We start from the raw sequence: 17,201 nt of genomic DNA on the forward strand, positions 1-17,201 counted from the left end.
CTCAAAAAAAAGGAGATAGAGTGATGTTGTCAGACAATCGTTCCAGAAGCTTGCAGAGCCTGTTCATGCGCGGCGCCGCCGCCTTGCTGTTGTCGCTGACGACGGCCGCACCCGTGATGCTCGCCGCATCTCACGCGGGTGCGCAGACGGAAAAACCCGTCAGCGGCGGCACGATGACCATTATCAACGGTTCGGACATCAAGAGCTGGGATCCGGCGATCACCGCCGGCACCTATCCCGGCGGTCCAATGGATGTGCTCGACGCCGTCTACGGCTTTATCGTCTACGTCAACGACAAGGGCGTCGTGACCGGCGGCATGGCCGAAAGCCTGGCCAGCACCGACGCCGTGACCTGGACCTTGAAGCTTCGCAAGGACATGAAGTTCACCGACGGTACGCCCTATGATGCGGAAGCCGTCAAATACAATTGGGACCGCGCCGCAGATCCGGCCACGCTTTCACCGGCGCAGCCGTTCATATCCTCTTGGAACAAGGCGATCACCGTCGTCGATCCGCAGACGCTGACGATCAAGCTGTCCTCCCCGAACGCCAATTTCGCAGCCCAGGTCGCCGAGCTGTGCCCCTTCATCGCCTCGCCGGCAGCGTTGAAGGCCGCCAAGGAAAAGACCGACATCAAGCCGGTGGGCGCCGGCGCCTTTACGCTGACCGAGTGGAATCAGGGCATATCGATGACCATGGCCCGCAATCCCGGTTATTGGGATCAGCCGCGCCCTTATCTGGATACGATCAAGTTCGCGATCATTCCCGAAACCAACAGCCGCATCGCCACCGTCGTTCAGGGCGGCGCAACGATGATGGCCGGCTATCCCTATCAGTTCGGCTCGAACGCAACGGCGCCGGGGGTTGCGACCCACGAGATCCCGATCCGCGGCATCAACCGCGCCTATCTCAACCAGGCCAAGGGTATCTTCACGGATGTTCGCGCCCGCGAGGCCTTCTATTCCGCCATCGACCGCGCGCGGCTGATGCAGGCCTTCACGCAGATGCCCGGATACAAGGCACCCAGCAATTATTTTGGAGAGAATTCGCCCTATTTCGACAGCGCTTCATCTCTTCCAGCCTATGATCCGAAGAAGGCGCAGGAACTGTTCGATGCTCTGAAGGCGGACGGCAAGCCATTCTCGATCAAGATCGTCACCTATACCAACTCGGACCTGAAGCGTCTTGCCGCCTACATCCAGCAGGTGCTGACCGGCTATGAAGGCGCCTCGGCCGAGATCGTCGAGGTCGACCAGGCCTCGCTGATCCAGCGGTGCAAGACGCAGCTCGACTTCGACATCTGCGTCGAAGGCGGGGTGCTGGTGTCGAACGGTGCCGAGCCGAACATTTCCAACCTGCTCAGTTCCGGCGGTGCTTTCAACTGGGGACAGTACAAGAGCGCCGAGATGGACGCTGCATTGAAGGAGGCCAGCTCCACCCTCGACCCTGCTGCTGTCAAAGCCGCCTATGTCAAGGTTCAGAAGCTCGTTGCAACCGAAATGCCGCTTTACATCTTCGGGGAACAGACGCGCTCGCTGCTGCTGCGCGACAATACCGGCGGCGTCGTTCCTTCGAATGGCGGCATCCTGCAAAAGCAGTTCCTCTACGTCTGCACGGATGCCTGCCAGAAATAGCAGGTTGCAGATCACGACGCGCAGGCTCGCCCGGAAGATCCGGGCGAGCAGCGAAGGGCCGGTCGATGGGCTGGACGACCATACACGCCAGAGACGTTAAGACGACAGAATGAGCCCTGCGATGCGGGGCGATCGGAAAAGGTGGATGACGATGATCGGCAATCGCAAGAAGGTGAAGTTTCGGGACCTGGTTTCCCGCAAGCAGGTGTTCACGCCCTGCGTCTGGGATTGCTACTCCGCCAAGGCGGCGGAAATGGCCGGCTTCGAGGCGATCCTGCTCAGCGGCGCATCGCTGGGATTCAGCATGTCCGGAGTGCCCGATCTTGGCCTGCACAATCAGGAGGAACTGGTCTACGCGACCGACCGCATCGCCGACTACTCGCCTTTGCCGCTGGTCATCGATGCTGATGACGGCTTCGGTGATGTCGTCCAGACCTTCCGCACCTGTTATCGTCTCGCCAAGGCCGGTGCCGGAGCGATCCTGATCGAGGATACACCCAATGAACGCGGCTATGCGCGGTTCGGCCGCGCCATGGAGGCGGCGACGCTGGCCGGCAAGGTCGATGGCAACGTGCCGCATGAGGTCGTCTCGCAGGAACTGTGGCTCGCCAAGATCAAGGCCTCGATCGAGGCCTGTCAAGGCACCGATTGCGTGGTGATAGCGCGCACCGAATCCAAGCTCGAAAAGGGGTTGGACGACGCTATCGAACGCTGCGTGCGCGCCGCAGCACTCGGCGCTGAGATGACCTATGTGCACGGCCTGCGCACGTTGGAGGAATGCCAGAAGGTGGCCAAGGAATTGCCCGGCTGGAAGATGTTCGGCGATGTCGCGACCGTCAACGGCGTGCCCTTCGTGCGGCTCGAGGAAATCGAGGCGCTCGGCTTCAACCTGGTGACCATGCACTATCTCGAGAAGGGATCGATGTATGGCATGATGGATTACGGTCGACATGTCTTCAAGGACCGCAGCACGCGCTATGCGGACGAGCATAGCATGGGCGGCATGACGCCTGCCGAGCAGAAAGCCTCGCTGGAGCGGGACAGCGGCTGGCTCGATGCCGAGGACAGATGGAAGGCGCTCTGATCCCGGAGGCTGGCCGCTCTGCCATCTCGTTTTGCGAAATCCGGATGCCGGTCCAGTCCGGCATTGGATGTTCCACCTAACAATCGGAGTCCGATCGTTGCGAATTGCCAAGCTCTCCTATCTGAAAGCGGTTGGCGTGCGGCTTCTGGCCGGCATTCCGGTCTTCCTGCTGGTGACGTTCTCGGCGACGGCGTTGTCGAGCCTGATGCCGGGGTCGGCGGCGCAGCTGATCCTTGGAGAGAACGCGACGCAGGCGCAGATCGATGCGCTGAACAGCCGCTACGGCTACGATCTGCCGGTCTGGGAACGTTATCTCGGCTGGCTCGGGCGGCTTCTTCAGGGAGATCTCGGGCAGACGATGTTCAGCCAGCAGTCCGTGGCAAAACTCCTGGTCGACCGGGCGGCGGTGACGTTCGAGATTGCGCTGCTTGCGATGTTCGTCTCGCTCCTGATCGGCGTGCCGCTCGCCATGTATACGGCCAGCCGGCCGGGCGGCATCGTCGATACGGTGCTGCGGGCGGTCTCCTCGGTCATGCTGTCGATCCCGACTTTCGTCATCGTGGTTCTGCTCGGCTTCGTCTTCGCAATCGTGCTGCGCTGGCTGCCGGCGACCGGCTGGGTTACCTTCGGCGAAGATCCGATCGGCAATCTCTATTACGTCGCCTTGCCGGTCATGTGCCTCAGCGTGCACCAGGCAGCCTATTTCTACAGGGTGAGCCGCAGCGAATTCGTCGCGATCCTCCAGGAGGACTATGTCCTCGTTGCCAGGGCCAAGGGCCTGCCGACGCGCTATATCCTGATGCGCCACGTGCTGCGCCCGGCCTCTCCCCAGGTGTTGACGGTGATGGGCCTGTCCATGACCTATCTGCTCGGCGGTTCCTTCATCGTCGAGAGCTATTTCGCGGTGCCCGGCATCGGCTGGACCGTTCTCAACGCGGTGAGCAGCCACGACCTGCCCGTCATGCAGGCCATTCTGTCGCTGACGGTGGTGATCTTCGTCGTCATCTTCATCCTGGTCGATCTCGGTTACGCGCTGATCGATCCGCGGGTGGACGTGTCATGAGCCGCCTTAAGCCGACACAAACGGACCTCGTGCCCGGCGAAGCGGCCGCATTGGCGGAGACGTTGAATGCCGCGATGCCGAAGACCGCGCGTTTCCGCATGCCGAGCGGCCATCCGATGGAATGGTTCGCCTTCGTGTTCCTGGCGGTCCTGATCATCTCCTCGGTTTTCGTGGAGTTCATTCCGGGTCTCGTTCGGGCAAGCTTCCCCTATGGCGATTTCTCGCAAGGCCCGGAATGGAGCCTGAACGGCCTGTTCGGAACCGATGCGCTCGGGCGCAGCATCCTGTCCCGGGTGCTCTACGGTGCGCGAACGACGCTCGCCATCGTCTCGGTCGCGACGCTGATCTCGCTGGTGATCGGCATGATCCTCGGAATGCTGGCCGGCTTCTATCGCGGCCCGGTCGAGCGGATCGTCGATCTCTATGCCAATTCCATGGCGTCGCTTCCGCCGATCCTCGTCATCCTGGCGCTGATATCGGTGACCGGAAATTCGGTTTTCACGATGATGCTGGCACTTGGCCTGCTCGATATCGGAACCTATGCACGCATCGCCAAAGGCGGCGTGATTGCCCAGAACGACCGTGATTACGTGCTGGCGGCACGCGCCATGGGCGCGTCGGACATGCGCCTTCTGCTGCGCGAGATCCTGCCTAATCTCGTTCCGGCGCTGACGGCCATCGTTCCGCCGCTGATGGCGGGGCTGATCATCACGGAGGGATCGCTGAGTTTTCTCGGTTACGGCATTCCAGCGCCGGCGCCGAGCTGGGGCGGGATGATCGCCAGCTCGACCGACCTGCTCAGCCGCTTTCCACTGCTGATCTTCGGACCAATCGTCGCCATCGTTCTAACAGTTTACTCGCTCAACACGGTCGGGGATTGTCTGGCCCGTCGCATGAACCATCGCGGCAGGGAACTCTGATATGAACGAGGCAGCGAACACCACCCCGGTCCTCGATTGTCACGAGCTGTCCTGTCATTTCAGGTCGCCGTTCGGGCCGATCCGCGTGCTGCATGACGTGAGCTTCAGCATCCCGCCGCGCACGACGCTCGGCATCGTCGGAGAATCCGGCGCGGGCAAATCCATGCTGGTCAAGACGATCATGGGCATTGCGCCGGAGGGCATGAAAACCAGCGGTCGCATCCTTGTCGACGGGACCGATCTCTCGACGCTTAACGAGACGAAACGCCGCGCCTTTCTCGGCCGCAGGTTCGGGATGGTTTTCCAGAACCCGATGACATCCCTCAACCCGTTCGTACGGGTGGGGCGGCAGATCGAAGAGGCGAGCCGCTTCCATCTGCGGCTTGGAAAGGCGCAGGCAAAGGCACTCGCGATCGAACTGCTGGCAAGCGTCGGCATTCCCGATGCCGCGGAATGTTACGGGCATTATCCGCATCAGTTTTCGGGCGGCATGAAGCAGAGGATCATGATCGCCACGGCACTTGCCTGCCAGCCGGATCTGCTGATCGCCGACGAGGCGACGACCGCGCTCGACGTGACGGTTCAGAAGGAAATTCTCGATCTGCTGCAGCTTATCCAGCAGCAGCGGCAGATGTCGATGATCCTGGTCACGCACAATCTGGGCATCGTCGCGGGACGCACCGACGACATCCTCGTGCTCTATGGCGGGCATGTCGTGGAATACGGCCCGACGGACGCCGTCTTTTCCCATCCGCGCCATCGCTATACCGAGGCTCTGCTTTCGGCGATGCCGCGCATGGACCAGCCGGCTCATACGAAATTGCACACGATCCCGGGCCGTCCGCCCGATCTCGCCGATCCCGCGCCGGGATGCCCGTTCGCACCGCGCTGTCCCGCCGCCGAGGCTCGCTGCCATGTCTCGATGCCGCCGATGACCACCAGTGCGGACGGCAAGCATCGCTTCGCCTGCTATGTGCCTGTTCAAACCGGCGATGCAGCCGACGCTGCGGTCGAAAGGAGGGCATTGTCATGAATGACAAGGCTTCCGGCCGGGCCGTCGATTCAGGTGCCGCAACGCATACCTTCGATGCTTTCCTGCGCGACGACGCGCTTTTGAAAGTACGCGATCTCTCGGTCAGATACCGGCGCGGCGGCAAGATCTTTGTTGCGGTCGACGGCGTCTCCTTCGACGTGGCACCCGGGGAAACGCTCGGTCTCGTCGGAGAGTCGGGCAGCGGCAAGACGACCATCGGCCGTGCCCTTCTGAAGCTGCTGCCGAAGGCGGACACGCGTGTCGACGGCCACGTCGAATATGACGGCCTGAATGTTGCCGACCGGTCTGCTTCCGATCTTCGCGCCATCCGCAGCAAGCTGCAGATGATCTTCCAGGACCCGATTTCTTCCTTCAATCCGCGCCGCAAGGTGCAGGATATCGTCGGAGAAGGCCTTGAGATCCAGGGCATCCGCAAAGCGGAAAGACTGGAAAGGGTCGATCGTGCGCTCAACGATGTCGGCATGAGCCGGACGATGGTGGAGGGCCGCAGGCCGCATCAGTTTTCCGGCGGCCAGTGCCAACGTATTGCGATCGCGCGGGCGCTTGCCGTTGGGCCGGAGCTGATCGTCTGCGACGAGCCGGTTGCATCTCTCGACGTGTCGGTGCAGGCGCATGTGATCAATCTTCTGCAGGATATCCGCCAGAAGCGAAACCTGGCGCTGATCTTCATTTCCCACGATCTCGCCGTCGTGCGCAATGTCAGCGACAGGGTCGCCGTCCTCTACATGGGTAAGATCGTCGAGATCGGAACCGGCGATGCCATCTATCAGCGTCCGGCGCATCCCTATACCCGCATGCTGCTGGAAGCAGTCCCGGTTCCCGATGCCAGCCGGAAGATCGTGCCGAGCGCAACGCCGACTCAGGCCTCCTCGCGGAGCGCGCCGCCGTCCGGATGCCGGTTCCGCCTGCGTTGCCCACGCGCTCAGGCGGTCTGCGCAGCGCAGGAACCGAAGCTTGCAGCGATGCCCTACGGCCAATTCGCGGCCTGTCATTTCCCTCACGACGAACCGGCACCCGGAATGAAGACGGCGGAGCAAGCGTGATGGAAAAAGCCCCTGATGCATTCGACGAAAAAACGCTGGCAAGCGGCACCGCGCGCTCGGAACAGGATGCTGAAGCTGCGAGGCGCGCTACTTTCTGTGCCAATGTGTTCGATGTCATGGTCCAGCTCTACGGCGAGCCCGGCATCGCGTCTTGGTGCCTCGAAGCCCAGAACAGTCATGCGGTGGACGTGCCGTCTCTGCTGTTCTTCGCTCTTGCGGATAGTGACGGACACGGCGCGGATGACGGCGAGATGCAGCGGCTTCTGGAACGTGCCGGCGAATGGCGTTCGCTTTTCGTCCTGCCGTTGCGACATCTTCGGCTAACCCTGCGTCAAGGCCGCAGGAACACGGCAGAGATTGAATTTTACGAGAAGATCAAAGCAGCGGAGCTGGAGGCGGAACGGTTGCAGGTCCGGCGTCTGGCCGACGACTTTCTCCCGCTCGAAGGGCCGGGCGGGCTGGCAGCCCGTTATCTCGAAACGATTTCCATGCCGGAACCCAAGGCAGGGGCGTTGATCGGGCGGCTTCGAGCCGCCGCCAAAGCCGTGTGCTGCGGCCTTCCCCATCATGCGCACTGAGGATCTGAAGACATCATGAGCGATTTCGACGTCCTTTTCACGGGAACCATCGTCATCGAAGAAGGTGTCGCGGAAAACTCCGTCGCCGTCACTGGCGGCATTACCGCTGCGATCGAGACAGGCTGCGCTCCCGGCGCGCGTGTTCGATTTCGGCACTTACCTTCTCACACTTATCGAGCTTCAAGGACATCGAGATGAACACCATAATTTTAGACGGTGACAGCCTGACGATCAAAGATACCGTTCGCATCGCGCGCCAGGGTGCCAAGGTAGCGCTCGCCGATGCAGCGCGCGCCGAAATCATCAAGGTGAGAAACTATATCGAGGAAAACTGGCTGACCGAAAACGCGCCGCCAACCTACGGCTTCAACACCGGCGTCGGCAAGCTCAAGGACTATGCGATCAACCAGGCCGACAACGACCGCTTCCAGCGCAATATCGTCCTCTCTCATTGCTCCGGCATCGGAGTACCGGCGTCGGAAGAAATCGTCCGCGCCATGATGGCCGTCCGTATCAACGCCTTCTGCCTCGGAGTTTCCGGCCTGCGGATCGAGGTGGTTGACCGTCTCGTTGAGATGTTGAACCGCGGCGTTCACCCTGTGGTGCCGATCCAGGGGTCGGTCGGCGCGTCTGGCGATCTGGCGCCGCTCGCGCACATGGTTTCGGTGCTGATCGGCTATGAGGAGGCGGAAGCCTATTACCAGGGCGAACGCATGCCGGCGCCGCAGGCTCTGGAAAAAGCCGGCATCTCCCCGATTGCTTTCGATCTCAAGGCGAAGGACTGCCTTGCCCTCATCAATGGCAACAGCCTCTGCGCGGCCATGGCGGTTCTCAACCTCCACGACGCCGAGATGCTGATGAAGACAGCCGATGCGGCCGGTGCGCTCAGTCTGGAGGCGATCCGCGGCGAGCAGGCGGCGTTCGATCCCCGCATTCATCTCGTGCGCAAGCAGCCCGGGCAGATCGCGACAGCGGAAAATATCCGTCGCATTATCGAGGGTAGCCGTCGGACAACCGAGGCAGCGCGTGCGGTACGCCTCGAGGACGATATTCTGCATCCGAAACACACCGCCCGGGTCCAGGATCAGTATTCCTTCCGTTGCCTGCCGCAGGTGCATGGAAGCTGCCGCGACCAGTTGGAGCACGCCAAGGAGTTGATCACGCGCGAGCTCAACGCCGCGACCGATAATCCGCTCGTCTTCTGGAACGAACTCGGCGCGCTGGAATTCCTGTCCGGCGGCAATTTCCATTGCGAACCTATCGCTTTCGCCATGGACATCCTGACGATCGCTTTGGTGGAAATCGGCAATATTTCCGAGCGACGCCTGTTCTCGCTCTGCGACACGACATTGAACTACGGTCTGCCGCCGAACCTTGCCGGCAAGCCGATCGGCCTCAATTACGGCTATGGCATCATCTCGACGGCTGCGGCGTCCGTCGCATCGGAAAACAAGACGCTGGCTTTTCCCGCCGTTGCCGATAGCATCCCGACCAAGAGCAGCCAGGAAGACCATGTTTCGATGGCGACATGGGCATGCCGCAAGACGCGTCAGGTGGTCGACAACATGCCGAAGATCCTTGGTGTCGAATGCCTGCTTGCGGCCCGCGCCATCTTCCTGACCGAAGAGGCGCTCGGCGGCTACAAGCTCGGAGCCGGCAGCCAGGCGCTCTATGACGCGCTTCGCGACGCGATCCCGTTCCAGCAGGAGGACAGCTACATGCCCAAGCAGACCACACCGGCGCTCGAGATCGTGCGGTCCGGCGCATTTCTCGAGGCCATCGAAAACAAGATCGGCGCGCTGAAATAGGCGGGCCGGCTGATTTCGGCTGCGGCCGCATCATGAGGCGCCGGCGTTTCATCGCCGCCTGCAATTCCCCTGACCGGAGACAACCATGTTCGATGATCTGACAATGCCGCCAGCCGACAAGATCCTGTCGTTGATGCCGATTTTCCGGCAGGACAGTCGTTCGAACAAGATCGATCTCGGCGTCGGAGTCTACCGGGACGCCTCCGGTACGACGCCGATCCCGCGGGCGGTGAGGGAGGCAGAAAAGCGAATCCATACCGCGCAGACGACCAAAGCCTATGTCGGCCCGGCCGGAGATCCTGTTTTCTGCGATCTCATCGGCAGGCTTGTCTTCGGCGAGGCTGCGCCGTGGGAGCGAATTCGCGGCATCCAGACGCCGGGCGGGGCGGGCGCCCTGACGGTGCTCGCCGGCCTGATCTCCCTGGCGCGCCCGGGTGCTGCGGTGCATGTGCCCGACCCGACCTGGGTGAACCATGTGTCGATCCTCGAAGACAATGGGCTTCAGATCGTCACCTACCCGTACCTCGATAGCCGAACAGGCGAGGTGGATTTCGACGCCCTGCTCGATCATTTCTCACGTGCGGAGCGGGGCGACATCGTGTTGCTGCACGGCTGCTGCCACAATCCGACGGGCGCCGACCCGAGCCGTTCGCAATGGCAGGCGCTGGCGGAGATCATAGCTGAACGCGGGCTCGTTCCACTGGTCGATATCGCTTATCAGGGGTTTGGCGACGGTCTCGAGGACGACGCCTTCGTCGTGCGGCTGCTCGCCGGCATGGTTCCGGAAATGCTCGTCTCCGCGTCATGCTCGAAGAATTTCGGAATCTATCGCGAGCGTACAGGTGCTGCATTCATTCTCGCCGCCAACGCGGATCGGGCGGATGCAACCAAGGCGCAACTCACGGTGCGAGCCCGTGTCGTCTATTCGATGCCGCCGGATCATGGCGCGGCTATCGTTCGCACCGTCCTGGAGGACCCGGCACTCGCGGCCGACTGGCGCGCCGAACTGGACGGCATGCGCTCCAACATCCTGTCGCTGCGCCTGGGGCTGGCTGCCTCGTTCCGGCGTTTCACCAATGGCAACGACTACGATTTCCTCGCCAAGAACAAAGGCATGTTTTCTCTGATCGGTCTGACGCCTGGGGAAGCTGTGATGCTGCGCGAGCACCACGCCATCTACATCGTAGAGGACGGACGCATCAATGTCGCCGGGCTGCAGGCCAGCCAGATCGACACCTTTGCGGAAGCGGTTCTGGCAGTTCGCGGAAAACGCTGATTGGCATCCGTTTGAGGCCAGAGACAAGAACTATTCGTGCTTCCCTCCCCTGACGGCGTTCCTTACAATCTCGCCAGTCCTCCCCCGAGCCCTGGAAATGAGGTTTACATGAGCACGCTTACCCGCTTCTCCGTTCAGCCGCTCTCGACCATGACCCGCCGTCTTGCCGATGTCGCCTCCGCTCGTCGCGAACCCGACCTCGTCATCCAAGGCGCACGCGTTTTGTCCACCTATTCGGAGCGCTTTCTCGACGGACGCGAAGTCTGGATTTCGGGGGGCCGCATTGCAGCCGTGAAGCCGGTCGGCAGCTACAGGGGCGGGAGCGCCAAGCTCTACGACGCCAGGGGCGGCATCATCGCCCCGGGCCTGGTCGATCCGCATATCCATATCGAATCGTCGATGGTGACGGCCTGCACCTATGCGGAAGCGGCGCTCCTCAACGGCACGACGACGATCTTCTGCGACAGCCACGAGATCGGCAATGTCATGGACGTCGCCGGCGTCGAGGCCATGCTCGAGGATGCACGGCAGGCGCCGCTGTCGATCTTCCTGACCGTGCCGAGCACCGTGCCGGCGACGACGCCGGATCTGGAAACAGCCGGCGGCGACCTGACGCCGGACAAGATCGCCGCCCTGTTCGACAAGTGGCCGGAAGCCGTGGCTCTCGGTGAGAAAATGGATTTTGTCCCCGTTGCGATGGGCGACGAGCGCAGCCATGCGATCCTGGCTGCAGCACTCGAGCGCGGCAGGCCGGTGTCGGGCCATGTCTACGGACGAGAGTTTGTTGCCGCCTATGCCGCATCCGGCGTTACCGACACGCATGAAGCCATCGATCGCGACATTGCCGACGACCTGCTGGAAGCCGGCGTGTGGATCTTCCTGCGCGGCGGCCCGCCGACAACACCCTGGCATTCGCTGCCGCAGGCGATCAAGACGATCACCGAGCTCGGCGCTTCCCACAAGCGCGTCGCCGTCTGCACCGACGACCGTGATGCCGAAGATCTGCTCGCCTTCGGCCTGGACTGGGTAACGCGCGAAGCCGTGAAATACGGCATGAGGCCGGAACAGGCCTGGGCGATGGGTTCGCTGCACGGCGCGACGCGGTTCGGCATGGAAGGCGAAATCGGCGGTCTGGGCGGCGGGCGCCGCGCCGACCTGGTGCTTCTCAGCGACGACCTTACGCCTGTTAGCACCTGGTATGGTGGCGAGCTCGTCGTCGACGGCAAGAAGATCACGCCGATCCTCGACGAAGCCCTGTCGAAACCATACCGCTATCCGGATGCCGCCTACCACACGGTCAAGCTGCCAAAAAATCTCAAACTGACACCGAACCTGCCGACGGAGACGGTCGTCGCTCATACGATCAAGACGGAGCTGCCTGGCATTACCCTCGGCCATGTCACCGTCACGCTGGAACCGGCCAATGACTGGCAAGCCCATTTCGACAAGCACGACCTCTGCTTCGTGACGGTGGTGGAACGTCACGGCAAGTCTGCCGGCAATGTCGCCCACGGCCTGCTCAACGGCTTCGGGCTCAGACAAGGCGCGGTCGCATCCTCGGTCGGCCACGACAGCCACAACATCATCGTCGCCGGGACCAATGCCGCGGACATGCAGGTGGCGCTCGACGCGATCGAAGAAAAGCAGGGTGGCGTCTGTGTCGTCATGGACGGCAGGGTGACGGCCATGGTGCCACTGCCGATCGCCGGGCTTTTGTCCGACAAGCGCGTGCACCAGGTCGCCGACGAGGTAAAGGCCCTAAAGCTCGAATGGGAAAAGGCAGGCTGCACCATCGCCTATATGGGCTTCAACCTTATCCCGCTATCAGTCATCCCGGAAATCCGGATAACCGACAAGGGCCTGGTGCTGGTGCCGGAAATGGTGATCTCGCCGCTCTTCGAAAAGGCCTGAACGCTGGTAATCCGATGGTGAAAGAGGTGCCGATCCTTCGCCGTGACGAGGCAGGAAAACCGAACTCGTCGTTAGAGCATGATGCCGAAAAGTGTGCGCGGTTTTCGGACGACATCATGCTCTATTTCTTTGATTTGATCAGGATTCAGATTTTAGGCCGATCGGGCCTAAAATCATCCTGATCTAGCGAACCACCATCAATAACGTTAGGCATCGAGCGCACCTCGTTTCGCAATCGAGACCAGCTCCTTGAAGTGCGTAACAATTCTACCTTCGCGGCTAGCGTCCTCCGCTTCCCAACCGAACTTCCACGCGTCGTGACGCGCAAGCCAATCCCCGAGGGCGCTGGTATCACCAGTCGGCATCCTATGGGCGGCGAGGTATGGGTTTTCGTGAGCCTTCAGGCCGAGCACCCGCGCCCTAGAGCCTGCTTCCTGTAAATCAATCAGCTCTTCAATCGTCATACGCGATCCCCCACGATGCCGGCGACGGTAGCATCGCAGTCCACGCATGCAAGTGAATGCTAATTAATGGGTTAATTTGGGACAGTTGCAGTGACAAGCGGCGCAGCATAGCGATCCGATATAGCAACATAACGTTTCCTGATCGAAGACGTTGCTTTACCGATTGTACCCCTGAGAAAGGCCGCACATACTCTTGGTCATAACAATGACAAAGAGGGTAACATGTTAGAATTCAATATCATGCGGGCTCACGCCGGTCGCCTTTCCATGTCCGCCATCGCCGGCATCCTGTTGCTTTGCACCGGCCAAGCGAATGCCGAAACTCTTCGGCTCGCCCATGCGTCAAGCTCGAAGAGCCTCATTCAGGAGGCTGTCGCCATGTTCGCCGACAAGCTCGCCGGCGAAACCAAGGGCGGCCTTACCGTCCAGATTTTTCCAGATGGTCAGTTGGGCGATGAGGGACCGATCGCCGATGGTGTGGGCTCCGGCTCCATCGATATCGGGCTAGGCGGCGTTGCGGATGCGATCGATCCGAAGCTCAACGTCGTCACCTTGCCGTTCTTGTTTTCCGATGCAAAAGCGGCGCACGCCTTTCTTGACGGACCAATCGGGAAAAAGGTCTTCGATACGGGTGCAGACAACGGCTTCAAGATGCTGGGTGCGCTTGATTCCGGTTTCCGTCAATTTGCAACCGTCAGCAAATCAATCGCGACACCGGAGGATATCAAGGGTCTGAAGCTGCGGACGCCGCCGAACCCCGTCATTCTTGCAACCATCGAACAGTTGGGCGCCCTACCGCAATCGATTCCTTTCGGGGAAGTCTATACCTCGCTGCAATCGCATGTGGTCGACGGTGTGGAGCCGGAAATACGCGATTTCGCGGATCAGAAATGGTATGAGAGCGCGAAGTTCCTGTCTGTTTCGAATTATATCTGGACGCCGAACTTCTGGTTTATGAACAAGGAGCGCTTCGACGCTCTGAGCCCGGAAAACCAGGCTGCGGTGACCAAGGCAGTGGAAGAGACGACGATCTGGTACCGCGGAAAACTCGACGAGGTCTATGCCCAGGTCATCGAAGACCTCAAGTCGAAGGGCGTCACCGTAACGACGGTGGATACGACACCCTTCCGTGCGATGGTTGATCCCGTTTACGCGAAATTCGGGGCGGAATGGGGGGGCGATCTGGTGTCGTCCGTGCGCTCGGCAGCAGCCGGAAAATAGGCAATGCCTGCGGTGAAGATGCGATCGGTCCTCCGACCTGTCCTTGCCGCATTCGTCGCCCGTGCAACTACGTCCACCTTTGATGGAAAGCCCCATGAAACGCCTCGCTTCTTCAGCGGTCTTCGTCGTGACGATCGTTGGTGTCCTCGTTGTCGTCGCCCTAATCCTTTCTACCGGGCTTGGCGCCGTGGGCCGGTATCTCGGTCTTTCCGGTATCACTTGGTCATTTGAAATGGTCGGTATCCTGTTCTTGTGGACGACCGCGATCGGCGCTGTTCTGTCGGAGGTCGCCGGGGAGAACGTCTCCATCGACGGCAACACATCCACCAGTGGGCGCAACCGCTGGTTTCGCATCTATCACAATCTCATCCTGCTCACCGTCGCCGCCGCCTTTCTGTGGAGCGGCAAGGCCATGCTTGCGCGCACGGGATTTGTTCCGACCCCCGTCATGCGCGCACCGAGTTGGACCGTTCAGAGCATCATCGTCTTCATGGGCGCCACTCTGGCTGTCATTGCGATTGCGCGCATCGTTTCGGCATTCCGGGAGCGTGGCCAATGACGCTTCTGGTTCTCTTCGGCGTCTTCGCCATCACGCTCTACACTGGTGTGCCGGTCGCGTGGTCGATCGCGTTTTCCACCCTGGCCGTCATTTATTTCGGTCTGGTTCCGCTCCCACCCTCCTGGTTTGCGCAACAGGTCTATATGGGAGCCGATTCCATTTCATTGGCGTCCATCCCGCTGTTTCTCGTGGCCGGCGGTATTATGAACGAGGGTGGCCTGACGCGCCGGATCATCGACCTTGCCAATGACATGGTCGGATGGGTGCGAGGAGGATTGGGTGTCGTCAATGTCGCGACCTGCATGATCTATGGCGGTATCACCGGATCGGCCACGGCCGACACGGGTGCTGTCGGCGCCATCATGATCCCGGCGATGGCCGAACGGGGCTATCCAAGAGACTTCGCCGCAGCAGTTACGGCCGCGGCCGGCACGCTCGGCATCATCCTGCCCCCGAGCGTTGTGATGATCATGTACGGGGTCATAACGGATACATCGATTGGTGGGCTATTTGCAGCAGGCATCATTCCGGGTCTTATGTTGGCGGTCACATTCATGCTCACGGCCTGGTGGGTCGGGGTGAAGGAGAACTTTCCAAAGTCCGAGACCCGTCCGACCATAACAAGCTTCAGCAAGCACCTTTTGCGGGCACTTCCTGCGTTAATGATGCCTATTGCGGTTCTCAGTTCCATGCTGAGTGGGCTTGCGACAACGACGGAGGCTGCTTTCGTGGCAGTGGTCTGGGCTCTTCTGGTCGGAGGCGTCCTCTACCGCGAAATTACCTTGGCCGGCCTTTGGAAGATTGGGGTGGAGACGGTGCGCATGACCGGCGCAATTATGATCATCATGGCTGTCTCGGTTCCATTCTCCTGGATATTGACCGTCGAACAGATACCGCAATGGACCGCCGGGCTCCTCCATGCTTGGGGAGCCGGTCCGACCATCACCATCCTGCTGATTCTGGCGCTTCTGACCTTCGTCGGCACCTGGGCGGACCTTGGGCCTTCGTTGATCATCCTCGCACCGATATTACATCCGATCGGCATCGAAGCCGGATTACAGCCCTATCAGCTTGGTCTGATCTTCACCATGGCGCTGGGTATCGGATTGTTCACCCCACCGGTGGGCACCAACATCTTCGTCGTGTGCAACGTCGCCAAGGTCGGAGTGAACGCGGTTACGCGCAGGCTTATCCCATTCTTCATTACCAGCAACATCTGCCTCCTGCTCGTCGCCTTCATTCCGGAGACGACGGAATGGCTTCCGCGTTACTTCGGGTTCTAGCAACCGTCCGTGGCAGCAACGAATGGACAAATACGATGACGACACATCTGGTTGGGGGAATCTCCAGCGCCGGGCGGGCCTTGCCACCGATGGACGGCAAACCCTTTGTCGCCCGACGGTCCCAAGGTGCCTATATCTGGGACGACAGACAGCGCAAATATATCGATACGGCGCTCGGATTTGGGGCGACGGTGATCGGCCATGCGAATCCTCTGGTTGTCGAGGCCGTCACTGCCGCCCTGCGCAACGGGCCGATGCCGGCCTTTGCCCATGATGGAGAGGAGGAAGCTGCCAGCGTTTTGACCGCGGCGACGCAGCATTTGTCGCGGGCGATCTTTACCAATACCGGTAGCGAGGCTGTTCATCTCGCTTGCCGGCTCGCTCGCGCTGCCACGGGCCGCTCCTATATCGCAAAAATGGCTGCCGGCTATGATGGCTGGTATGACGACGTCACGCTAGGCCAGGCGGGATCCGCCGATGCGGCAATGCTCGCAAACGCAAGGCCGGTGCGCGAGAGAACCACGCTGCTGCGCTTTAACGACTTCAATGACGTCGACCAACTGTTCGCGGAAAACAGCAGCATCGCTGCCGTTATCCTGGAACCCATGCTCGCCAATGCGGGGTGCATTCCAGCAGCGCCCGGGTATCTTGCGCATGTGGAAGCGACGGCGCGGCGCTATGGCGCGCTTGTCATTCTCGACGAAGTGCTGATGGGATTTCGCACGCGTTTCGGGCTGACGGGGCATAGCATGGAGGTGGAAGCCGATCTCGCCACCGTCGGCAAAGCCATCGGCAGTGGCGTCGCAGTTGCCGCTGTCGTCGGTCGACCCGACCTCATGGCGCTTGCAGAAGAGGGTACGGTCAACCGCGCCGGAACTTACAGCGGCAATCCTGTAGCCACGGCCGCCGTCACCGCAACGTTTCAGCTTCTGAGAGACCTCGATTACGCTGCCTTGCTGGCGCGCGGCGAGCGGTTAAGGCATGGCATAAATTCAGCTTTTGCCAGTTATGGCAGGGCGGTTACAACCTCTGGGGAGGGCTCTGTGTTTACAATCTGGTTTGCCGATAGCCCGCCCTCGAACTACGCAGAGACGCTGGACAGGGCAAATGCCGTCATGACCCTCAAACTTCATGAGGCGCTTCGCCGCCGCGGGCTGTTGATCATGCCGTTTGCCTTCGGTCGTCTCTATCTTTCCGATGCCCATACCGATGGCGTCATCGACGACATGATCGGCATCTTTGAAGACGCCGCAAGAGACATGGCGGCTTAGCCAATTTGCTGTTTTGGGATCCTGAAAACCAT

At 61.0% G+C, this 17,201-nt stretch carries 15 protein-coding genes; 14 read left to right on the top strand and 1 reads right to left on the bottom strand.

The genetic code is table 11. The annotated features are described in order from the left end of the window. Positions 1-23 precede the first annotated feature (23 nt). From RLCC275e_RS20345 to RLCC275e_RS20390, 10 genes are all read left to right on the top strand, one after another. Positions 24-1,634: an ABC transporter substrate-binding protein gene (locus RLCC275e_RS20345; RefSeq protein ID WP_033181832.1), complete on the top strand. Its 1,611-nt coding sequence runs from the start codon at positions 24-26 to the stop codon at positions 1,632-1,634. Positions 1,635-1,779: 145 nt separating this feature from the next. Beyond that, positions 1,780-2,718 (top strand): isocitrate lyase/PEP mutase family protein, encoded by a 939-nt coding sequence (locus tag RLCC275e_RS20350; protein WP_033181833.1) that lies wholly within the window; start codon positions 1,780-1,782, stop codon positions 2,716-2,718. Between the two features lie 67 nt (positions 2,719-2,785). Beyond that, positions 2,786-3,781: an ABC transporter permease gene (locus RLCC275e_RS20355; protein ID WP_033181834.1), complete on the top strand. Its 996-nt coding sequence runs from the start codon at positions 2,786-2,788 to the stop codon at positions 3,779-3,781. Beyond that, a complete protein-coding gene (locus RLCC275e_RS20360; RefSeq protein WP_033181835.1) occupies positions 3,778-4,701 on the top strand; it encodes an ABC transporter permease in 924 nt (307 codons plus the stop codon). The genes RLCC275e_RS20355 and RLCC275e_RS20360 overlap by 4 nt, the downstream gene beginning before the upstream one ends. 1 nt (position 4,702) lies before the next feature. Further along, positions 4,703-5,734 (top strand): ABC transporter ATP-binding protein, encoded by a 1,032-nt coding sequence (locus tag RLCC275e_RS20365; protein WP_033181836.1) that lies wholly within the window; start codon positions 4,703-4,705, stop codon positions 5,732-5,734. Beyond that, positions 5,731-6,798 carry an ABC transporter ATP-binding protein gene (locus RLCC275e_RS20370; protein WP_033181837.1) on the top strand — a complete coding sequence of 356 codons (1,068 nt, stop codon included), beginning with the start codon at positions 5,731-5,733 and terminating at the stop codon, positions 6,796-6,798. The genes RLCC275e_RS20365 and RLCC275e_RS20370 overlap by 4 nt, the downstream gene beginning before the upstream one ends. Next, on the top strand, positions 6,798-7,376 hold the full coding sequence (locus tag RLCC275e_RS20375; RefSeq protein ID WP_033181838.1) for a TIGR02444 family protein: 579 nt from the start codon (positions 6,798-6,800) through the stop codon (positions 7,374-7,376). The genes RLCC275e_RS20370 and RLCC275e_RS20375 overlap by 1 nt, the downstream gene beginning before the upstream one ends. A gap of 194 nt (positions 7,377-7,570) precedes the next feature. Then, positions 7,571-9,184, top strand: coding sequence for a histidine ammonia-lyase (hutH, locus tag RLCC275e_RS20380; protein WP_033181839.1), 1,614 nt, complete (start codon positions 7,571-7,573; stop codon positions 9,182-9,184). 85 nt (positions 9,185-9,269) lie between these two features. Continuing rightward, on the top strand, positions 9,270-10,460 hold the full coding sequence (locus RLCC275e_RS20385; protein WP_033181840.1) for an amino acid aminotransferase: 1,191 nt from the start codon (positions 9,270-9,272) through the stop codon (positions 10,458-10,460). Positions 10,461-10,568: 108 nt separating this feature from the next. After that, positions 10,569-12,371 carry an adenine deaminase gene (locus tag RLCC275e_RS20390; protein WP_033181841.1) on the top strand — a complete coding sequence of 601 codons (1,803 nt, stop codon included), beginning with the start codon at positions 10,569-10,571 and terminating at the stop codon, positions 12,369-12,371. Between the two features lie 206 nt (positions 12,372-12,577). Here RLCC275e_RS20390 and RLCC275e_RS20395 read toward each other — a convergent pair whose 3' ends face one another. Continuing rightward, positions 12,578-12,835, bottom strand: coding sequence for a CrpP-related protein (locus RLCC275e_RS20395; RefSeq protein ID WP_033181842.1), 258 nt, complete (start codon positions 12,833-12,835; stop codon positions 12,578-12,580). A gap of 222 nt (positions 12,836-13,057) precedes the next feature. On the opposite strand from RLCC275e_RS20395, the gene RLCC275e_RS20400 reads away from it, so the two are divergent. The 4 genes from RLCC275e_RS20400 to RLCC275e_RS20415 all read left to right on the top strand — a co-directional run bounded on the left by RLCC275e_RS20400 (position 13,058) and on the right by RLCC275e_RS20415 (position 17,169). Continuing rightward, positions 13,058-14,056 carry a TRAP transporter substrate-binding protein gene (locus tag RLCC275e_RS20400; protein ID WP_033181843.1) on the top strand — a complete coding sequence of 333 codons (999 nt, stop codon included), beginning with the start codon at positions 13,058-13,060 and terminating at the stop codon, positions 14,054-14,056. A gap of 94 nt (positions 14,057-14,150) precedes the next feature. Beyond that, positions 14,151-14,615 (top strand): TRAP transporter small permease, encoded by a 465-nt coding sequence (locus RLCC275e_RS20405; RefSeq protein WP_033181844.1) that lies wholly within the window; start codon positions 14,151-14,153, stop codon positions 14,613-14,615. Beyond that, positions 14,612-15,898: a TRAP transporter large permease gene (locus RLCC275e_RS20410; protein WP_033181845.1), complete on the top strand. Its 1,287-nt coding sequence runs from the start codon at positions 14,612-14,614 to the stop codon at positions 15,896-15,898. Before RLCC275e_RS20405 ends, RLCC275e_RS20410 begins: the two co-directional genes overlap by 4 nt. Continuing rightward, positions 15,871-17,169: an aspartate aminotransferase family protein gene (locus tag RLCC275e_RS20415; RefSeq protein ID WP_082229777.1), complete on the top strand. Its 1,299-nt coding sequence runs from the start codon at positions 15,871-15,873 to the stop codon at positions 17,167-17,169. Before RLCC275e_RS20410 ends, RLCC275e_RS20415 begins: the two co-directional genes overlap by 28 nt. The last annotated feature ends 32 nt before the right edge of the window (positions 17,170-17,201 follow it).

It is taken from the genome of Rhizobium brockwellii (assembly GCF_000769405.2).
Classification (GTDB): domain Bacteria; phylum Pseudomonadota; class Alphaproteobacteria; order Rhizobiales; family Rhizobiaceae; genus Rhizobium; species Rhizobium brockwellii.